Source organism: Streptomyces mobaraensis (assembly GCF_020099395.1).
Classification (GTDB): Bacteria; Actinomycetota; Actinomycetes; order Streptomycetales; family Streptomycetaceae; genus Streptomyces.
Map to the genome: position 1 here is coordinate 1,443,252 of NZ_CP083590.1, position 15,713 is coordinate 1,458,964.

Sequence of the window (15,713 nt, forward strand, 5' to 3'; positions counted from 1 at the left end):
ACCGGTTACCTCTCGGATACCGCTCGGATACCGCTCGGCGTGCGGTTATCGTGACGCCATGAGGGAACCCCTGCCTGCCGACATGTTCGACGAGTTGTGTCCTTCCTCGCTCAATCCGATCCGGTTCGGGGACAAATGGGCGCCTCTGGTCATTCGGTGTCTGGAGGGCGGGCCGCGGCGGTTCTCCGAGTTGCGGGTTCCCCTGCGGCGCGTCACGCCCAAGGTGCTCACCGCCTCGCTGCGTGCGCTGGAGCGGGACGGGTTCGTCGAGCGGACGGTGTATCCCGGTGCCCTCCCGCGCGTCGAGTACGCCTTGACGCCGCTCGGGCGCAGCCTGCTCGGGCCGTTGGAGGCCGCCTGCGCCTGGGCCGGTGAGCACTGGGACGAGTTGCTCGATGCCCGGGAGGCGTACGAGGAGGGGCGGCAGCAAGCCGGTTGAGCGGAGGGTCACGCCGTCAGCGCCGGGATCACCCGTTCCCCGTACGCGTCGATCGTCGCCTCCTTCGCGTCGTGCATCGCGTACACCGCGAACTGGTCCACCCCCAGGGCCCGTAGCTCCTCCAGCCGCGCCACGTGCGCGTCCACCGGGCCCAGCAGGCAGAAGCGGTCGACGATCTCGTCCGGGACGAAGTCCGTCGACGGGTTGCCCGCGCGGCCGTGGTGGCTGTAGTCGTACCCCTGGCGCTGTTCGATGTACGTGGTGAGGGCCTCGGGGACCAGGCCCGAGTGGGCGCCGTAGCGGGTGACGAGGTCGGCGACGTGGTTGCCGACCATGCCGCCGAACCAGCGGCACTGTTCGCGGGCGTGGGCGAGGTCGTCCCCCACGTACGCGGGGGCGGCGACGCAGACCGTGACGGACGCCGGGTCGCGGCCGGCCTCCTCCGCCGCGCCGCGGACGGCCTTGACCATCCACTCGGTGAGGAAGGGGTCGGCCAGCTGGAGGATAAAGCCGTCGGCCTCGCGGCCGGCCAGGGCGAGGGCCTTCGGGCCGTAGGCCCCCATCCAGACCGGGAGCCGGCCATCGCGCACCCAGGGCAGCCGCAGCGGTGTGCCGCCGACGTCCGTCTCGCGGCCCTCGGCCAGGTCGCGGATGATCCGCATCGATTCGCTCAGCGCGGCCAGGGTGTTGGGGCGGCGGCCCGCGACCCGCATCGCCGAGTCGCCGCGCCCGATGCCGCAGACCGTGCGGTTGCCGTACATGTCGTTGAGCGTGGCGAACGTGGAGGCCGTGACCTCCGGGGTGCGAGTGGAGGGGTTGGTGACCATCGGGCCCACGACGAGCCGTTCGGTGTGTTCCAGGATGCGGCTGTGGATGACGAACGGCTCCTGCCACAGCACGGCGGAGTCGAACGTCCAGCCGTACCGGAAGCCGCGGCGCTCGGCGCGGCGCATCAGCTCGACGACGGCGGTGGCGGGCGGGTCGGTTTGCAGGACGAGGCCGAAGTCCAAGGCCGGTGCTCCTTATCCGAAGGTCAAGAGAGGTACTGGCAGGTGGTCCGCGGCACGTAGCGGCCGTGGCCGGTACGGCCCGTGAACCGCCGTTCGTCGATGACGATCTCGCCGCGGGACAGGACCGTCTCCACGCGGCCGGTGACCTCCTTCCCCTCGTACGCCGAGTAGTCGACGTTCATGTGGTGGGTGGTGGCGGAGAGCACCTGTGTGGCCCGCGGGTCGTAGACGACGAGGTCGGCGTCGGCGCCGGGGGCGATGGTGCCCTTGTGCGGGGCGAGGCCGAACATCCGGGCCGGCGCGGCGCACGCGAGCTCGATCCAGCGGCGGCGGGAGATGCGCCCCTCGACGACCGCCTGGTGGAGGAGGTCCATCCGGTGCTCCACGCCCGGCAGGCCGTTGGGGATCTTCGAGAAGTCGCCCCGGCCCAGCTCCTTCTGGCCCGAGAAGCAGAACGGGCAGTGGTCGGTGGAGACGACCTGGAGGTCGTCCGTGCGCAGCCCGCGCCAGAGGGCCGCCTGGTGCTCGCGGGGCCGGAGCGGCGTCGAGCACACGTACTTCGCGCCCTCGAAGCCGGGTTCCGCCAGGTTGTCGGTCGAGAGGAAGAGGTACTGCGGGCAGGTCTCGCCGAAGACCGGAAGCCCCTTGTCCCGGGCCGCGGCCAGCTCCGCGACCGCCTCCTCCGCCGAGACGTGGACGACGTACAGCGGGCTGCCGGCGACCCGGGCCAGCTGGATCGCGCGGTGGGTGGCCTCGGCCTCCAGCAGGGCCCTGCGGACCTCGCCGTGGTAGCGGGGGTCGGTCTTCCCCGCCTCCAGGGCCTGCCGCACCAGGACGTCGATCGCGATGCCGTTCTCCGCGTGCATCATGATCAGCCCACCGTTGCCGGCGGCGCGCTGCATGGCCCGCAGGATCTGCCCGTCGTCGCTGTAGAGGACCCCCGGGTAGGCCATGAAGAGCTTGAACGACGTCAGCCCTTCGCCCACCAGCAGATCCATCTCCTTCAGGGTGTCCTCGTTCACATCGGAGAGGATCATGTGGAAGGCGTAGTCGACCGCGCACTTCCCTTCCGCCTTGGCGTGCCACGCGTCGAGCCCCTCGCGCAGCGCCCGGCCCCGCGTCTGCACCGCGAAGTCGACGACGGTCGTGGTGCCGCCCCAGGCGGCGGCCCGGGTGCCGGTCTCGAAGGTGTCGGACGAGGAGGTGCCGCCGAAGGGGAAGTCGAAGTGGGTGTGGGCGTCCACGCCGCCCGGCACGACGTACCTGCCGGCCGCGTCGATCGTCCGGTCGGCCGTCCAGCCCCGGGCGACCGAGCTGCCGGCGGCCGCGAGCGCGGCCACCTTCCCGTCCTCGACGAGGACGTCGGCGTACGTCTCCTCGGCGGCGGTGATGACGAGGCCGCCCTTGACGAGGGTCCTGGTCACGAGCGTCCTCCCGCTCCGGCGTCCTGCCGCACCCGCCGCAGCGCCCGTTCGAGCGCCGCCGCGCCCTCCTCCGCCTCCGCGACGGTCAGGGTCAGCGGCGGGGCGATGCGCAGGACGGTGCCGTCCCGGCCGCCCTTACCGATCAACAGGCCCTCCTCGCGGGCCCGTTCGAGGGCCTGGTGCGTCGCCTCGGACGAGGTGAGTTCGACGCCGATCATCAGTCCCCGGCCGCGTACCTCCCGGACGACCGGGGCCGGCAGTCCGGCGGCGACGGCCCGGAGCCGTTCGATCAGCAGGCCGCCGACGCGCCGGGCGTTGCCCTGGAGGTCGTGTTCGAGGAGGTAGGTGAGGTTGGCGAGGCCGGCGGCCATGGTGACCGGGCTGCCGCCGAAGGTGGAGATGGAGTTGGCCTCCAGGCAGTCCATCACCTCCGCGCGGGCGACGACGCCGCCGACGGACATGCCGTTGCCGATGCCCTTGGCGAAGGTGAGCAGGTCGGGCGGGCCGTTCTCGGCGTGGGCCTGCCAGCCCCAGAAGTGGTCGCCGGTGCGGCCCCAGCCGGTCTGCACCTCGTCGCTGATCCAGAGGATGCCGTGCCGGTCCAGGACCTCCCGGAAGGCCGCGTAGAGCCCGTCGGGCGGGGCGGTGAACCCGCCGACACCCTGCACCGGTTCGGCGATCAGCGCGGCCACCGTCCCGTGCGCCTGCCCGAGCATGTCCTCCAGGTCGCGGACGCAGGCGGCGGTGAACGCCGCGTCGGAGAAGTGCGCGTACGGGCCCTGGGAGCGTACGGCGCCGTGCACGTACAGCGTCTGGAGCGGCGAGAGGCTGGTGGGCGACCAGGCGGAGTTGCCGGTGATGCCCACGGTGGAGAAGGAACGGCCGTGGTAGCTGTTGCGCATGGCCAGGATCTGGTTGGACCGCCGGTAGGTCGTGGCCAGCAGCAGCGCGGCGTCGTTGGCCTCGGTTCCGGAGGTGGTGAAGAAGACGCGGGCGTCGGAGATGCCGCTCAAGGCGGCGACGCGCTCAGCCAGTTCGACCATGTGCCGGTCGAGGTAGAGGGTGGACGTGTGGAGGATCCGGCCGGCCTGTTCGGCGACCGCCTTGGTGACCTCGGGCAGCGCGTGGGCGGTCATGGTGGTGAGGATGCCGCCGAAAAAGTCGAGGTAGCGGCGGCCGTCGGCGTCCCAGACGTGACGGCCCTCGCCGTGGGTGAGTTCGATGGGCTCGGCGTAGTAGAGGGACAACCAGGCGGGGAGGACGGCCCGGTGACGGGCGTGGAGGCCGGGGGCGGTCACCGGGCCGGGGGGTGCCTCCGGGCCGGGGGGTGCCTCCAGGCCGGGGGCGGACTCCGGCCCCGGCCCCCCGCTCGTACCACCACTCACGGCCGCACCAGCCCCTCGTAGGCGTCGGGGCGCCGGTCCCGGTAGAACGCCCACTGCTGCCGGACCTCGTCGATCAGCGCGAAGTCCAGGTCCCGGACGACCAGTTCCTCCTTCGTGTCACTGGCGACGTCCCCGACGAACTGCCCGCGCGGGTCGACGAAGTACGAGGTGCCGTAGAAGTCGTTGTCGCCGTACTCCTCCCGCCCGACGCGGTTGATCGCGGCGACGAAGTACTCGTTGGCGACGGCGGCGGCGGGCTGTTCGAGCTTCCAGAGGTGCGCGGAGAGGCCGCGGTGGGTGGCCGAGGGGTTGTAGACGAGCTGGGCGCCGGCGAGGCCGAGTTGCCGCCAGCCCTCGGGGAAGTGGCGGTCGTAGCAGATGTAGACGCCGATCCGGCCGACGGCGGTGTCGAAGACCGGCCAGCCGAGGTTGCCGGGTTTGAAGTAGTACTTCTCCCAGAAGCCCTTGACCTGCGGGATGTGGTGCTTGCGGTACTTGCCGAGGTAGCTGCCGTCGGCGTCGATGACGGCGGCGGTGTTGTAGTAGAAGCCGGACTGCTCGACCTCGAAGACCGGCACGACGATCACCATGCCCGTCTCCCGGGCGAGTTCGCGCATCCGGCGCACGGTCGGCCCGTCGGGGACCGGCTCGGCCCAGCGGTAGTGCTCGCTCTCCTGGACCTGGCAGAAGTAGGGGGCGTTGAAGACTTCCTGGAAGCCGATCACCCGGGCGCCCTGCGCGGCGGCGGCGCGGGCGTGTTCCTCGTGTTTGGCGATCATCGATTCGGTGTCACCGGTCCAGCCGGCCTGGACCAGTGCGGCGCGCACAACAGTGGTCATGAGCTGCTCCTCCGCCGGGGCGTGATGCCGGACGACGCGATGCCGGGCGTACGGGACGCCGGGCACCCCGACGCCGGACATACGGAATGCCGGGCATACGGAATGCCGAGCTACGCGCGAAGATCCGCGTGCCTGCGACCGTATGGCCCGGCACCCGCCGAGGCAAGACCGACGCGGTCTGTGGATGCGGGCGGCATTAAACAGACAACCTTGTCAGTTTGGCTGTTCAGTGCCTAGGGTGAGGACATGCCTGCCACCACGCTCGACCCGAAGACCGCCCTCGTCCTCGTCGACCTCCAGAAGGGCATCACCGCCCTCCCGACCGCGCACCCCGCCGACGAGGTCGTCGCCCGCGCGGCCCGGCTGGCCGCGGCCTTCCGTGACCGCGGCCTCCCCGTCGTCCTGGTCCGCGTCGTCGGCGCGGCACCCGGCCGTACGGAGGCCGGGCGCCGCACCGGCGAACCCCCCGCCGGCTTCGCGGAGCTTCGCCCCGAACTCGGCCGCGCGGAGGACGACATCGTCGTCCCCAAGCGCACCTGGGGCGCCTTCCACGGCACGGACCTCGACGACCTGCTGCGCCGGCGCGGCGTCACCCAGCTCGTCCTCGCGGGGATCGCGACCGGCCTGGGCGTGGAGTCCACGGCCCGGGCCGCGCACGAGCACGGGTACCACGTGACGGTGGTGACGGACGCGGTCACGGACGTCGACCCGGAGCGGCACCGGAACGCCGTCGAGCGGGTGTTCCCGCTGCTGGGCGAGACGGATACGACGGAGGCGGTCCTTCGACTGCTCGCATGACGCACCCGGTGGGACACCCGGGGAAGGCGGGGCGCCCGAGAAAGGTGGACACCAGGGAAAGGCGGGGCGCCCCGAAAGGCGCCCCACCACCCCGCCGCGGCTCACCGCCCCGGCCGCACCACCATCGCGGACCCGCCGCCGCGCCGCACCTTCTCCGCGGCTGCCAGCCACCGCCCGTCCGGCAGCCGTTCGACGCCCGTAGCGGCGCCGATGAAGGACGGGTTCAGCTTGAACACCTGCCCCTTCGCCTCCAGTTGGCGGCGGACGGAACTGTCCCAGAGCGCCTGTTCCACGTCCGTCGTCGCGCTGTTGCGCTGGCTGGCGCGCGGCGCGGCGATGGCGTCGACCAGCGGCATCCCGCGGTCCACGTGGTTGAGCAGCGTCTGGAGGACGGTGGTGATGATCGTCGCCCCGCCCGGCGAACCCAGCGCGAACTTCAGCTTCCCGTGGTCGAGGACGATCGTCGGCGAGATCGACGAGCGCGGGCGCTTGCCCGGGCCGGGCAGGTTCGGGTCGTGGACGCCCGGGCTGACCGGGGTGAACGAGAAGTCGGTCAGCTCGTTATTGAGCAGGAAACCGCGGCCGGGCACGGTGATGCCGCTGCCGCCGGTCTGCTCGATGGTGAAGGTGTAGGAGACGACGTTCCCCCACTTGTCGGCCACCGTCATATGGGTGGTCTGCTGCCCCTCGTACGGGGTGGGGGCGGCCCGGCCCGTCGTGCCGCAGGGCTTGGGATGCCGGGGGTCGCCGGGGGCGAGCGGGCTGGTCAGCGCCCGGCTGTCCTTGATCAGACAGGCCCGCGAGGCCGCGAACCGCTTCGACGTCAGCGCCGCGGTGGGCACGTTCTCCTGCGCGGGGTCGCCGATCCACCGGTTGCGGTCGGCGAACGCGATCCGGCTCGCCTCCAGGTAGCGGTGCAGGTACGTCTTGTCGTCGAGCTTGCGGAGGTCGCTCTTCTCCAGGACGTTCAGCGCCTCGGCGACGGCGATCCCGCCCGAGGCCGAGGGGCCCATCCCGTAGACGTCGAGCCCCCGGTAGGTGGTGTGCGTGGGTCCGGGGCGCTTGACGGTGTACGCCCGCAGGTCGCGTTGGGTCATGTCACCGGCGCGCACGACGCGGTGCGCGCCGGGGGCGACGGGGGGCTTGCGGACGGTACGGACGACGTCGCGGCCCACGTCGCCGCCGTACATCGCGCCGATGCCGCGCTTGCCCACCAGTTCGTAGGTGCGGGCGAGGTCGGGGTTCTTCAGGGTGGCGCCGACGGCCGGGAGCTTGCCGCCCGGGAGGAACAGGCGGGCGGTGGCGGGGAAGTCGCGGAAGCGCCGCTCGTTGTCGGCGGTCTGCTGCCGGAAGGTCTCGTCGACGGTGAAGCCCTTGCGGGCCAGCCGCTCGGCCGGCTTCAGCACCTGCCCGAGCGATCTGCTGCCCCAGGACCGCAGGGCCGCGTCCCAGGTGGCGGGGGCGCCGGGGACGCCGACGCCGCGGCCGCTGGTGATGGCCTCCTCGGAGGGGATCGCGTGCCCCTTCTCGACGAACAGGTTCTTGTCCGCGCTCAGCGGCGCCCGTTCGCGGCCGTCGATGGTGAAGACCTTGCGGGCCTTCGCGTCGTAGTAGACGAAGTAGCCGCCACCGCCGATGCCGCCGGAGTACGGCTCGGTGACGCCGAGGGCGGCGGCGGTGGCCACCGCCGCGTCGACGGCGTTGCCACCGCCCTTGAGCACCTCGATGCCGGCGGCGGAGGCGTCGGCGTCGACGCTCGCGACGGCACCGCCGCGGCCCACGGCCAGCGGGGTCTTGGCGGGGGTGCGGCCGGCCGCGGCCGGATCGGACGCGCCGGCCTGAGCTGCGGCCGGAACGATCCCGAGTCCGGCCACGAGTGCGGCCGTCGCGCAGAGCACGGTCGTTCGCCGGCGCGCTGGCGGTCTTGCCATGGGTACCTCCCTGTCGGCTGAGAGGCCCCGGACCCTACTCGCCGGACCCCTCCGCCGACAGGGCGCGACACGGCTCCTGTCCGGCGTTCCGTTCAGCCGGTTGTTCAGCCCGTCGTTCAGCGGCCCCGCGCCTGGGTGATCACCGGCTTGGCCATCGCCCGCTCGCCGTCGGCGTTCGGGTGGAACGGCGCGGCCGGACGGGCCGGCTGGGCGCCCTCGATCCAGCGGTCGGCCTGCGGGCGGCAGACGTCGTGGCCGACGGTGGCGCGGTAGGTGTCGGCGTACCGGACGTGGGCCTTGCGCGCCTGCTGCTTCAGCATGGCGTTGAGCTTCTTCTCGGTGTCCCGCAGGTACGGGGTGTCCCCGGCCGCGATCGGGACGTTGGGGAAGCAGCCGACACCGCTGTCCGGCATGATCGACGGGTAGCCGACGAGGACGACGCGGGCGTGCGGGGCGCGCTGGTGGACGGCCTTGAGGACGCGGGCGACCTTGGGCGCGGCGTCGGCGATGCGCTTGTTCAGCAGGTCGCCGCCGTCGGCCGCGGTGTACTTCTTGCGGCAGGGGGCGCCGGCCGGGTCGGAGACGGAGAGCTGGGCGCAGGTGCCGATGATCTCGCCGAAGCCGATGTCGTTGCCGCCGATGCCGACGGTGACCAGGCGGGTCTTCCTGCCGAGGGCGTTCAGCTGCGGGGCGTTGGCACCCTGCGCGCGCCACATGTCGTCGGTCTTGGCGCCGCTGCAGCTGACGTCCTTGAACGACTTCTGGTGCAGCGCCTTCGCCGTGAGCGACGGGTAGTTGACGCTGGAGCGGGCACAGTCGCCGCCGCTCTGGGTGGGCACGCCGGGCGCGGAGGTGTACGAGTCGCCGAGGGCGACGTAGCGCTCGCCGCCGTGGGCCGGGGTGGCGGCCGTGGCGGGGGCGGCGGCCCCCGCCGCCAGGGCCGTGGCGGCGCCGACCGCCGCCAGCACCTTGCCGTACCGCCCGCCGTGTGCGCCTGCGTCTGCCACTACTGCCTCCGGAGAATCGGTGATGGTTCCAGGCCGACCGCACCCCCGCGCCCCGGAAAGGTCACCGGGGGCCGTCGAACACGGCAGTCAGACTCGCCTCGCGTTGACCGTCTGTCAATCTCACAAGGCGTTATGCGAACCACTGGTACCGGCCGTCACTCGGCCGCACGTATCGAACGGGGGCCGTCCGAGCGGCCGTTCCGCCGACCGCCGGGGCGGGCGGGGGTACGCGCGGGGGCGAGCCGGTCGGCGGAACGGCGGCCCGGCCGCGCGGCGCCGGGGACTCCGCGCGGACGTGACGCCGGATCACCGGCGGCTCGTGTCGTACGGCACCCTCCGTGGCGTACCGCATCGTGCCGCGCCACGCCGGTCCGGCCGGTCCCGGTCGACGCCGCCGGGCAGGGTCCCGGTGAGCGCCCCCGGCACCCACCCGCCCGTACGCCGTCGCGGCGGGTGGCGGCGAACGCCCGCGGACCGTGCCGGGCAGCCGGACCACACGGCCAGCCCGGCAGACCCTGCGGACCCCGCGGACCCCGCAGACCCGACAGACCGGCCGAACCGGTCCACCCCCCAGACCGGCCGAACCGGTCCACCCCCCAGACCCACCCCTAATACGACTCCGAAAGTCCGATTAGGTAAAGTACAAACGTGCGACTGACCAAGAGCACGGACATCGCCCTGCGCATCGCCATGCGCCTGGCCGTGACGTCCGGCGGTACCGAGACCGCCGCGCCCACCACCCGTGAGGTGGCGGCCGCGGTGGGGGTGCCGTACACGCACGCGGCCAAAGTGGTCAGCCGTATGACGCACCTGGGGGTCGTGGAGACCCGGAGGGGCCGGGGCGGCGGGCTGTCGCTCACCACCCTGGGGCTGACGGGATCGGTGGGCCGGCTGGTGCGTGCCCTGGAGGGCTCGGGGGACGTCGTCGGCTGCGAGGACGATCCGCCGTGCCCGCTGCGCGGAGCCTGCCGGCTGCGGGGGGCGCTGCGCGACGCGCAGGAGGCGTTCTTCGCCGCGCTCGACCCGATCACCGTCCAGGACCTGGTCAGGCAGCCCACCGGTCCGGTTCTGCTGAGCCTGGCCACCAGACCCGAAGACGGACCCGACCCACACCCCTGATACAACCGGCGCCGCCCGCCACACGGCGTCCGCACACCCTGAAATGCGAGTCTCGGATGCGCATTATCCGTCCGGGGCGCGAACCGTAAGGAGCCGCCGTGCTGTCCCCGAAGTCGACCGAGATCGTCCGTGCGACCCTGCCCGCCGTGGGCGGGGCCATCGGCGAGATCACGCCCCTCTTCTACGACAAGCTGTTCGCCGAGCGTCCCGACCTGCTGCGCGACCTCTTCAACCGTGGCAACCAGGCCAACGGCAGCCAGCGCCAGGCCCTCGCGGGCGCCATCGCCGCGTTCGCCACCGCGCTGGTGGAGCACCCGGACGTCCGGCCGGACGCGATGCTGTCCCGCATCGCGCACAAGCACGCCGCGCTCGGCGTCACCGCGGAGCAGTACGAGCTGGTCCGGCGGCACCTCTTCGCCGCGATAGCCGAGGTGCTGGGCGAGGCGGTCACCCCCGAGGTGGCCGCGGCCTGGGACGAGGTCTACTGGCTGATGGCCAACGCGCTGATCGCGCTGGAGCAGCGGCTGTACGAGGGCGCGGGCGTCCCGGCCGGCGAGGTCTTCGTGCCGTGCCGCGTCGTGGCCCGCCACCGGGAGACCGCGGACGTCGCCACCTTCGAGGTGCGCCCGCTCGACGGCCGGGAGCTGCCCGCCGGCCGGCCCGGCCAGTACGTCTCCGTCCGCGTCGAACTGCCCGACGGCGCCCGGCAGATCCGCCAGTACAGCCTCTCCGGGTGGCCGGACGACGCCTTCCGGTTCTCCGTCAAGCGCGTCCCGGGCGACCCGGCGGGCGAGGTCTCGAACCACCTCCACGACCATGTGGACGTGGGCGCGGAGCTCCAGGTCAGCCTGCCCTTCGGCGACGTGGTGCTGGAGGAGGGCGACCGCCCGGTCGTGCTCGTCTCCGCGGGCATCGGCTGCACCCCGATGACGGGCATGCTCGCCCACCTGGCCGCGACCGGCTCGGCCCGCCGCGTGATCGTCGTCCACGCCGACCGCAGCGAGGCGGACCACGCTTTCCGCGAGGACACGCGCCGGCTCGTCGAGAAGCTGCCGGACGCCGAGGCGCACTTCTGGTACGAGCGCCCGGAGGGCGAGTGGCCCGCCGAGCGCACGGGTTACGCGGACCTGTCGGTGATCGACGTCCCGGCCGACGCCGTGGTGTACCTGTGCGGGCCGCTCCCCTTCATGCGGGCGGCGCGGGCGCGGCTGCTGGCGGCGGGCGTCGCCGCGGCGGACCTGCACTACGAGGTGTTCGGCCCCGACCTGTGGCTGGGCGCCGACACCTGATCCGCCGAAGAGCGCTAAGGCTGTGTGTGGTGGCCGGCCGGGCCGGGGAGCAGCGTTCCCGGCTCGGCCGGTGCCACCTCCACCGCCTCCGTCTTGAGGCTGCGCCGCTGCCGTTTGGCGACCCAGGTGGCCAGCCAGGACAGCAGCATGCACATCCCGATGTACACCGGCGCGATGATCATGACGACAGGGATGAACGGCAGCCCGTAGTCCAGGTTCCCCGCGATCAGCTTGCCGGCGTGCAGGAACTCCTCGTAGGTGATGAGGAAGCCGAGCGAGGTGTCCTTCAGGGCGACGACGAGCTGGCTGATGATGGTCGGCAGCATCGCCCGGACCGCCTGGGGCACCAGGACGTACGTCATGACCTGCGTCTTGTGCATCCCGAGCGCGTAGGCGGCCTCCCGCTGGCCGCGCTCGACGGAGTCGACGCCGGTGCGGAAGACCTCCGCGAGCACCGACCCGTTGTAGAGGGTGAGGCCGGTGACGAGGGCGGGCAGCGGCTGGACCTTGAGGGCGACGAAGACGAAGAAGATCATCACCAGCACGGGCATGGCCCGGAAGAACTCCACGACCACGGTGGCCGCCCAGCGGAGCGGCCGGTGGTCGGAGAGCCGCCCGGCGGCCAGCAGCCCGCCGAGGACGAGCGAGAACGCGGCCGCGTAGCCGAAGGCGCGGAGGGTGTTGGCGAGGCCGCGCAGCAGCATCTCCTGGATGCCGACGTACTCGAACGGGGTCCACTTCTGCGCCGTGAACTGCCCGGTGTCGAAGAGGAGGTAGACCACCCAGCCGACGAGGGCCGCGATGGCGACGCTCGCGATCAGGCCGTAGAGGCGGTGGCGCCGGCGGGCGTGCGGGCCGGGGATGTCGTACAGGGCGGTTCCGGTCACCGGGCCACTCCCCAGCGCTTCTCCAGCACGTTGAAGACCGCGCTGATGGTCAGGGTCACGATCAGATAGCCGACGGCGATCCAGACGAAGGTCCAGATGATGCCGTAGCCGAGCTCGTTGAGGGTCTTGTAGGTGCCGAGCAGCTCGGTGACGCTGAACGAGCCGGCGATGGCCGAGTTCTTGGCGAGGGCGATGAGGGTGGAGCCGATCGGCGGGATGACCGAGCGGAACGCCTGCGGCAGGATCACCGTGCCGAGCGTCTGCCCGAAGGTCATGCCCAGGCTGCGGGCGGCCTCGCCCTGGCCGACGGGCACGGTGTTGATGCCCGAGCGGACCGCCTCGCAGATGAAGGCCGAGGTGTAGCAGCCGAGCGCGAGCACCGCGAAGAGCTGGAAGGGCAGCACCACGCCGAAGCGCGGCAGGCCCAGCACCACCGCGAAGAACAGCAGCGTCAACGGCGTGTTCCGCAGGACCGTCACCCACACGGTGCCGAAGGCACGCAGCGAGGCGACGGGCGCGACGCGGAAGGACGCCATCAGGAAGCCGAGGACGAGGGCCAGCAGCGAGCCGTAGACGGTGAGTTCGACGGTGCCGAGCAGACCGTCGCCGTAGAGGGAGAGGTTGTCGGTCAGGACGTTCACGGCGCGGACCTCCCGGTGCCGTAGCGGTCGACGGCCGGCGGCTTGGGCGCGGGGACGCCGGACCGGCCGAGCGTCGCGTCGTACGCCTTCTTCCAGTCGCCGTTCCGCTCGTGCTCCTCGATGGCGTCGTCGAGGGCCAGGCGCAGGGCGGTGTCGCCGCGCGGGACGCCGATGCCGTACGGCTCCTTGGAGAACGGTTTCCCGGCGATCTTCAGCTCGTCCGGGGCCTTCGCGGCGAAGCCCATGAGGATGGTGTCGTCGGTGGTGACGGCGGAGACCTGGAGGCTGAGGAGGTTGTCGACGCAGATGGAGTACGTGTCGTAGGCGACGGCCTGGGCCTTGGGGAACTCCCGCTGGAGCCGCTGGAGCGGCGTGGACCCGGCGACCGAGCAGACCCGCTTGCCGTCCAGGTCCTGGGGGCCCTCGATGTCCTTCTCGTCCTTGCGCACCAGCAGCCCCTGCCCGGCGACGTAGTACGGACCGGCGAAGCCGACCTGGCGTTTGCGCAGGTCGTTGATGGTGTAGGTGCCGACGTAGTAGTCGATCTGGCCGTTCTGCAGGGCCGTCTCGCGGTTGGCGGAGGCGATGGTGCGGAAGGCGAGGGTCTTGGGGTCGAAGCCGAGGGAGGCGGACATCATCCGGGCGATCTCGATGTCGAAGCCGGAGTACGCGCCGGTGGCGGGGTCCTTCTCGCCCAGGTAGGGCTGGTCCTCCTTGACGCCGACGGTGAGGTGGCCGCGGCCCTTGGCCGCGCGCCAGGTGGGCGAGTCCGGCGGCGTGAAGCCGGTGGCGACGCGGTACGCGGGGAGCTCCCCGGGCGCGGGGCCCTTGATCGGCGGGCTGCCCTCCTTGCCGCATGCGGCGGTGGCGGTGAGCAGGGCGAGGACGGCGAGGGCTGCGAGGGCGGCCGGAGAGGCGAAGGCGGCGAGGGCGCTCAGGACCCGGCCGGCGGTGCGGTGTGCCATGTGCTGCGTCACCCGCTCAGTGCTTGAGGATCTTGGAGAGGAAGTCCTTGGCCCGGTCGCTCTCGGGGGCCGTGAAGAACTCCTCGGGGACGCGGTCCTCGACGACGCGGCCGTCGGCCATGAAGACCACGCGGTTGGCGGCGGAGCGGGCGAAGCCCATCTCGTGGGTGACGACGACCATCGTCATGCCCTCGCGGGCGAGCTGCTGCATCACCTCCAGCACCTCGTTGATCATCTCGGGGTCGAGAGCGGAGGTCGGCTCGTCGAAGAGAAGCGCCTTGGGGTCCATGGCCAGCGCGCGGGCGATGGCCACGCGCTGCTGCTGGCCGCCGGAGAGCTGAGCCGGGTACTTCTCCGCGTGGGCCAGGAGCCCCACCCGCTCCAGGAGTTCGCGGGAGCGCCGGTCGGCCTCCTCCCTGCCCCGGCCGCGGACCTTCGTCTGGGCCAGCGAGACGTTGGCGAGGACGGTCTTGTGCGCGAACAGGTTGAAGGACTGGAAGACCATCCCCACCTCGGCCCGCAGCCGGGCGAGCGCCCGGCCCTCCGCCGGGAGCGGCTGCCCGGCCAGGGTGATCGTCCCGGAGTCGATCGGTTCGAGCCGGTTGATCGTCCGGCACAGCGTCGACTTTCCGGAGCCCGAGGGACCGATGATCACCACCACCTCCCCCCGGCCGACCGTGAGGTCGATGTCCCGGAGGACGTGCAGCTTCCCGTAGTACTTGTTGACACCACGCAGTTCGATCAGCGGATCGACGGCCATGCTCTGCCCAACTCACTCTCGCCCTGTCGGAGGCCCGCCCTGTCCGGAGGCTCGTCGTGCCCGGGGGCTCGTCGTAACCGAAGGCTCGTCGCGCCCGGAGGCTCGCCCAGTCCGGAGGCCCGCACCGGCCGGTCGGAGCAACCTATCCAGGGGCGTTCCGGGACGTCACCGCCGACACGCGTACGGAACGGTACGAGGTCGGCATTTCCTCCGGCGGGGCCGCCGCGCTCCCCCGCTCCTCCGCGCTCCTCCCCGCTGTCCACCTGGGCTTTCCTAGGTACACAGACCCAGCCTGGGTACCTAGCCTGTGGGTCCGAATGGGGGAACCAGGGGGAAGGGAGCCCGGAGTGGGCGACAGCAGGCCCGTATATCTGCGCATCGCGGACGACCTGCGGCGGCGCATCGACGACGGTTCACTGACCGTCGGCGCCCGGATCCCCTCCCGCTCCGAGCTCAAACGGGCCTACGCGGCCAGCGACCAGACCGTCGACCGGGCGGTCCGGGTGCTCAAGGCCGCGGGGTACGCGGAGGGGCAGTTCGGGCGCGGGGTGTTCGTCGCCGACCGGGCACCGCTGGGCACCCTGCTGCGGACCACGGGCGCGGTCGACACCCCGTTCGCGGCGGAGATCCACACCGCCCGGGACCACCACTCGATCAGGGACCCGCACCCGCCGTGCGGCCGCCCGTCCGAGGGAACCGCGCTGACCTGGGAGGCTACCTCCGCCGAGGCGCCCGCGCCGGCGCGGATCGCCGAGCGGCTGGGCATCGCGGCGGGCGACCCGGTGCTGTGCACGGAGTACGAGTACCTGGCCGACCGCCGCCCGGTGCAGCTCGCCACCAGCTGGGAGCCGCTGGCCGTCACCGCCGGCACCGACGTCGTCCACCCCGAGCGCGGCCCGTACGCCCGCCGGGGCGTGCGCGGCCGGCTGGCGGCCATCGGCGTACGGGTCGTCCGGGCCCGCGAACTCGTCGGCTCCCGCCCGGCCACCACACCGGAGGCGGAGGCGCTGGGCTGCACGGCCGGGCAGTGCGTGACGGTCGTCGAGCGGACGCACTTCGACGGGGACGGACGGGCGGTGGAGACGTCGGACATCGTGGTGCGGGCGGACCGGTGGCGGCTGGAGTACGTGATTCCGTTCACGGGGTGAGGGGCCGGTTCCCGGCAGGTGAGGCGGGTGAGGCGGGTGAGGCGGCCCGGGGCGACCTCGGCCGGGGCCGC

The 15,713-nt window shown here is 72.5% G+C and carries 15 protein-coding genes; 5 read left to right on the forward strand and 10 right to left on the reverse strand.

Annotation, left to right across the window (positions count from 1 at the left end):
* Window positions 1-58 precede the first annotated feature (58 nt).
* Window positions 59-439, forward strand: coding sequence for a winged helix-turn-helix transcriptional regulator (locus K7I03_RS06070; RefSeq protein ID WP_185945518.1), 381 nt, complete (start codon window positions 59-61; stop codon window positions 437-439).
* 8 nt (window positions 440-447) lie between these two features.
* Here K7I03_RS06070 and K7I03_RS06075 read toward each other — a convergent pair whose 3' ends face one another.
* Genes K7I03_RS06075 through K7I03_RS06090 form a run of 4 tightly spaced genes read right to left on the reverse strand, consistent with a single transcriptional unit; the run spans window position 448 to window position 5,097 of the window.
* Window positions 448-1,449 carry a TIGR03842 family LLM class F420-dependent oxidoreductase gene (locus tag K7I03_RS06075; protein ID WP_185945517.1) on the reverse strand — a complete coding sequence of 334 codons (1,002 nt, stop codon included), beginning with the start codon at window positions 1,447-1,449 and terminating at the stop codon, window positions 448-450.
* Between the two features lie 23 nt (window positions 1,450-1,472).
* On the reverse strand, window positions 1,473-2,873 hold the full coding sequence (gene hydA, locus K7I03_RS06080) for a dihydropyrimidinase (RefSeq protein WP_185945516.1): 1,401 nt from the start codon (window positions 2,871-2,873) through the stop codon (window positions 1,473-1,475).
* Complete coding sequence (locus tag K7I03_RS06085; protein WP_221903576.1) at window positions 2,870-4,210, reverse strand: aspartate aminotransferase family protein; 1,341 nt, start codon at window positions 4,208-4,210, stop codon at window positions 2,870-2,872. Before K7I03_RS06085 ends, hydA begins: the two co-directional genes overlap by 4 nt.
* A gap of 44 nt (window positions 4,211-4,254) precedes the next feature.
* Window positions 4,255-5,097 carry a nitrilase-related carbon-nitrogen hydrolase gene (locus tag K7I03_RS06090; RefSeq protein WP_185945515.1) on the reverse strand — a complete coding sequence of 281 codons (843 nt, stop codon included), beginning with the start codon at window positions 5,095-5,097 and terminating at the stop codon, window positions 4,255-4,257.
* Between the two features lie 246 nt (window positions 5,098-5,343).
* Between K7I03_RS06090 and K7I03_RS06095 the strand changes: the two genes are divergently transcribed.
* The gene (locus tag K7I03_RS06095) at window positions 5,344-5,895 is read left to right on the forward strand and encodes an isochorismatase family protein (RefSeq protein ID WP_185945514.1); all 552 of its coding nucleotides are present in this window, start codon (window positions 5,344-5,346) and stop codon (window positions 5,893-5,895) included.
* Window positions 5,896-5,996: 101 nt separating this feature from the next.
* On the opposite strand, the gene ggt is transcribed toward K7I03_RS06095, so the two are convergent.
* Window positions 5,997-7,826, reverse strand: coding sequence for a gamma-glutamyltransferase (gene ggt, locus K7I03_RS06100; protein ID WP_185945513.1), 1,830 nt, complete (start codon window positions 7,824-7,826; stop codon window positions 5,997-5,999).
* A 116-nt stretch (window positions 7,827-7,942) separates the two neighbouring features.
* Window positions 7,943-8,833: an SGNH/GDSL hydrolase family protein gene (locus tag K7I03_RS06105; RefSeq protein WP_185945512.1), complete on the reverse strand. Its 891-nt coding sequence runs from the start codon at window positions 8,831-8,833 to the stop codon at window positions 7,943-7,945.
* 648 nt (window positions 8,834-9,481) lie between these two features.
* Between K7I03_RS06105 and K7I03_RS06110 the strand changes: the two genes are divergently transcribed.
* Complete coding sequence (locus K7I03_RS06110; protein ID WP_185945511.1) at window positions 9,482-9,952, forward strand: RrF2 family transcriptional regulator; 471 nt, start codon at window positions 9,482-9,484, stop codon at window positions 9,950-9,952.
* Between the two features lie 98 nt (window positions 9,953-10,050).
* Window positions 10,051-11,241 (forward strand): globin domain-containing protein, encoded by a 1,191-nt coding sequence (locus K7I03_RS06115; RefSeq protein ID WP_185945510.1) that lies wholly within the window; start codon window positions 10,051-10,053, stop codon window positions 11,239-11,241.
* 14 nt (window positions 11,242-11,255) lie between these two features.
* Here K7I03_RS06115 and K7I03_RS06120 read toward each other — a convergent pair whose 3' ends face one another.
* Genes K7I03_RS06120 through K7I03_RS06135 form a run of 4 tightly spaced genes read right to left on the reverse strand, consistent with a single transcriptional unit; the run spans window position 11,256 to window position 14,494 of the window.
* Window positions 11,256-12,128, reverse strand: a complete 873-nt coding sequence (locus K7I03_RS06120) for an amino acid ABC transporter permease (RefSeq protein WP_185945509.1) — start codon at window positions 12,126-12,128, stop codon at window positions 11,256-11,258.
* Entirely contained in the window at window positions 12,125-12,769 is a 645-nt protein-coding gene (locus tag K7I03_RS06125) for an amino acid ABC transporter permease (RefSeq protein WP_185945508.1), read from the reverse strand. The genes K7I03_RS06120 and K7I03_RS06125 overlap by 4 nt, the downstream gene beginning before the upstream one ends.
* A complete protein-coding gene (locus K7I03_RS06130) occupies window positions 12,766-13,734 on the reverse strand; it encodes a glutamate ABC transporter substrate-binding protein (RefSeq protein ID WP_224346913.1) in 969 nt (322 codons plus the stop codon). Before K7I03_RS06130 ends, K7I03_RS06125 begins: the two co-directional genes overlap by 4 nt.
* Window positions 13,735-13,750: 16 nt before the next feature.
* Entirely contained in the window at window positions 13,751-14,494 is a 744-nt protein-coding gene (locus K7I03_RS06135) for an amino acid ABC transporter ATP-binding protein (RefSeq protein WP_185945507.1), read from the reverse strand.
* A 347-nt stretch (window positions 14,495-14,841) separates the two neighbouring features.
* Here K7I03_RS06135 and K7I03_RS06140 point away from each other — a divergent pair, with 347 nt between their 5' ends.
* Entirely contained in the window at window positions 14,842-15,642 is an 801-nt protein-coding gene (locus K7I03_RS06140) for a GntR family transcriptional regulator (protein WP_185945506.1), read from the forward strand.
* Window positions 15,643-15,713: the final 71 nt, after the last annotated feature.

Bases quoted from the DNA above. Each gene is read 5' to 3' on its own strand.
- K7I03_RS06070 (WP_185945518.1), top strand. From the start codon at position 59: ATGAGGGAACCCCTGCCTGCCGACATGTTCGACGAGTTGTGTCCTTCC.
- K7I03_RS06090 (WP_185945515.1), bottom strand. From the start codon at position 5,097: ATGACCACTGTTGTGCGCGCCGCACTGGTCCAGGCCGGCTGGACCGGT.
- K7I03_RS06095 (WP_185945514.1), top strand. From the start codon at position 5,344: ATGCCTGCCACCACGCTCGACCCGAAGACCGCCCTCGTCCTCGTCGAC.
- ggt (WP_185945513.1), bottom strand. From the start codon at position 7,826: ATGGCAAGACCGCCAGCGCGCCGGCGAACGACCGTGCTCTGCGCGACG.
- K7I03_RS06130 (WP_224346913.1), bottom strand. From the start codon at position 13,734: ATGGCACACCGCACCGCCGGCCGGGTCCTGAGCGCCCTCGCCGCCTTC.
- K7I03_RS06135 (WP_185945507.1), bottom strand. From the start codon at position 14,494: ATGGCCGTCGATCCGCTGATCGAACTGCGTGGTGTCAACAAGTACTAC.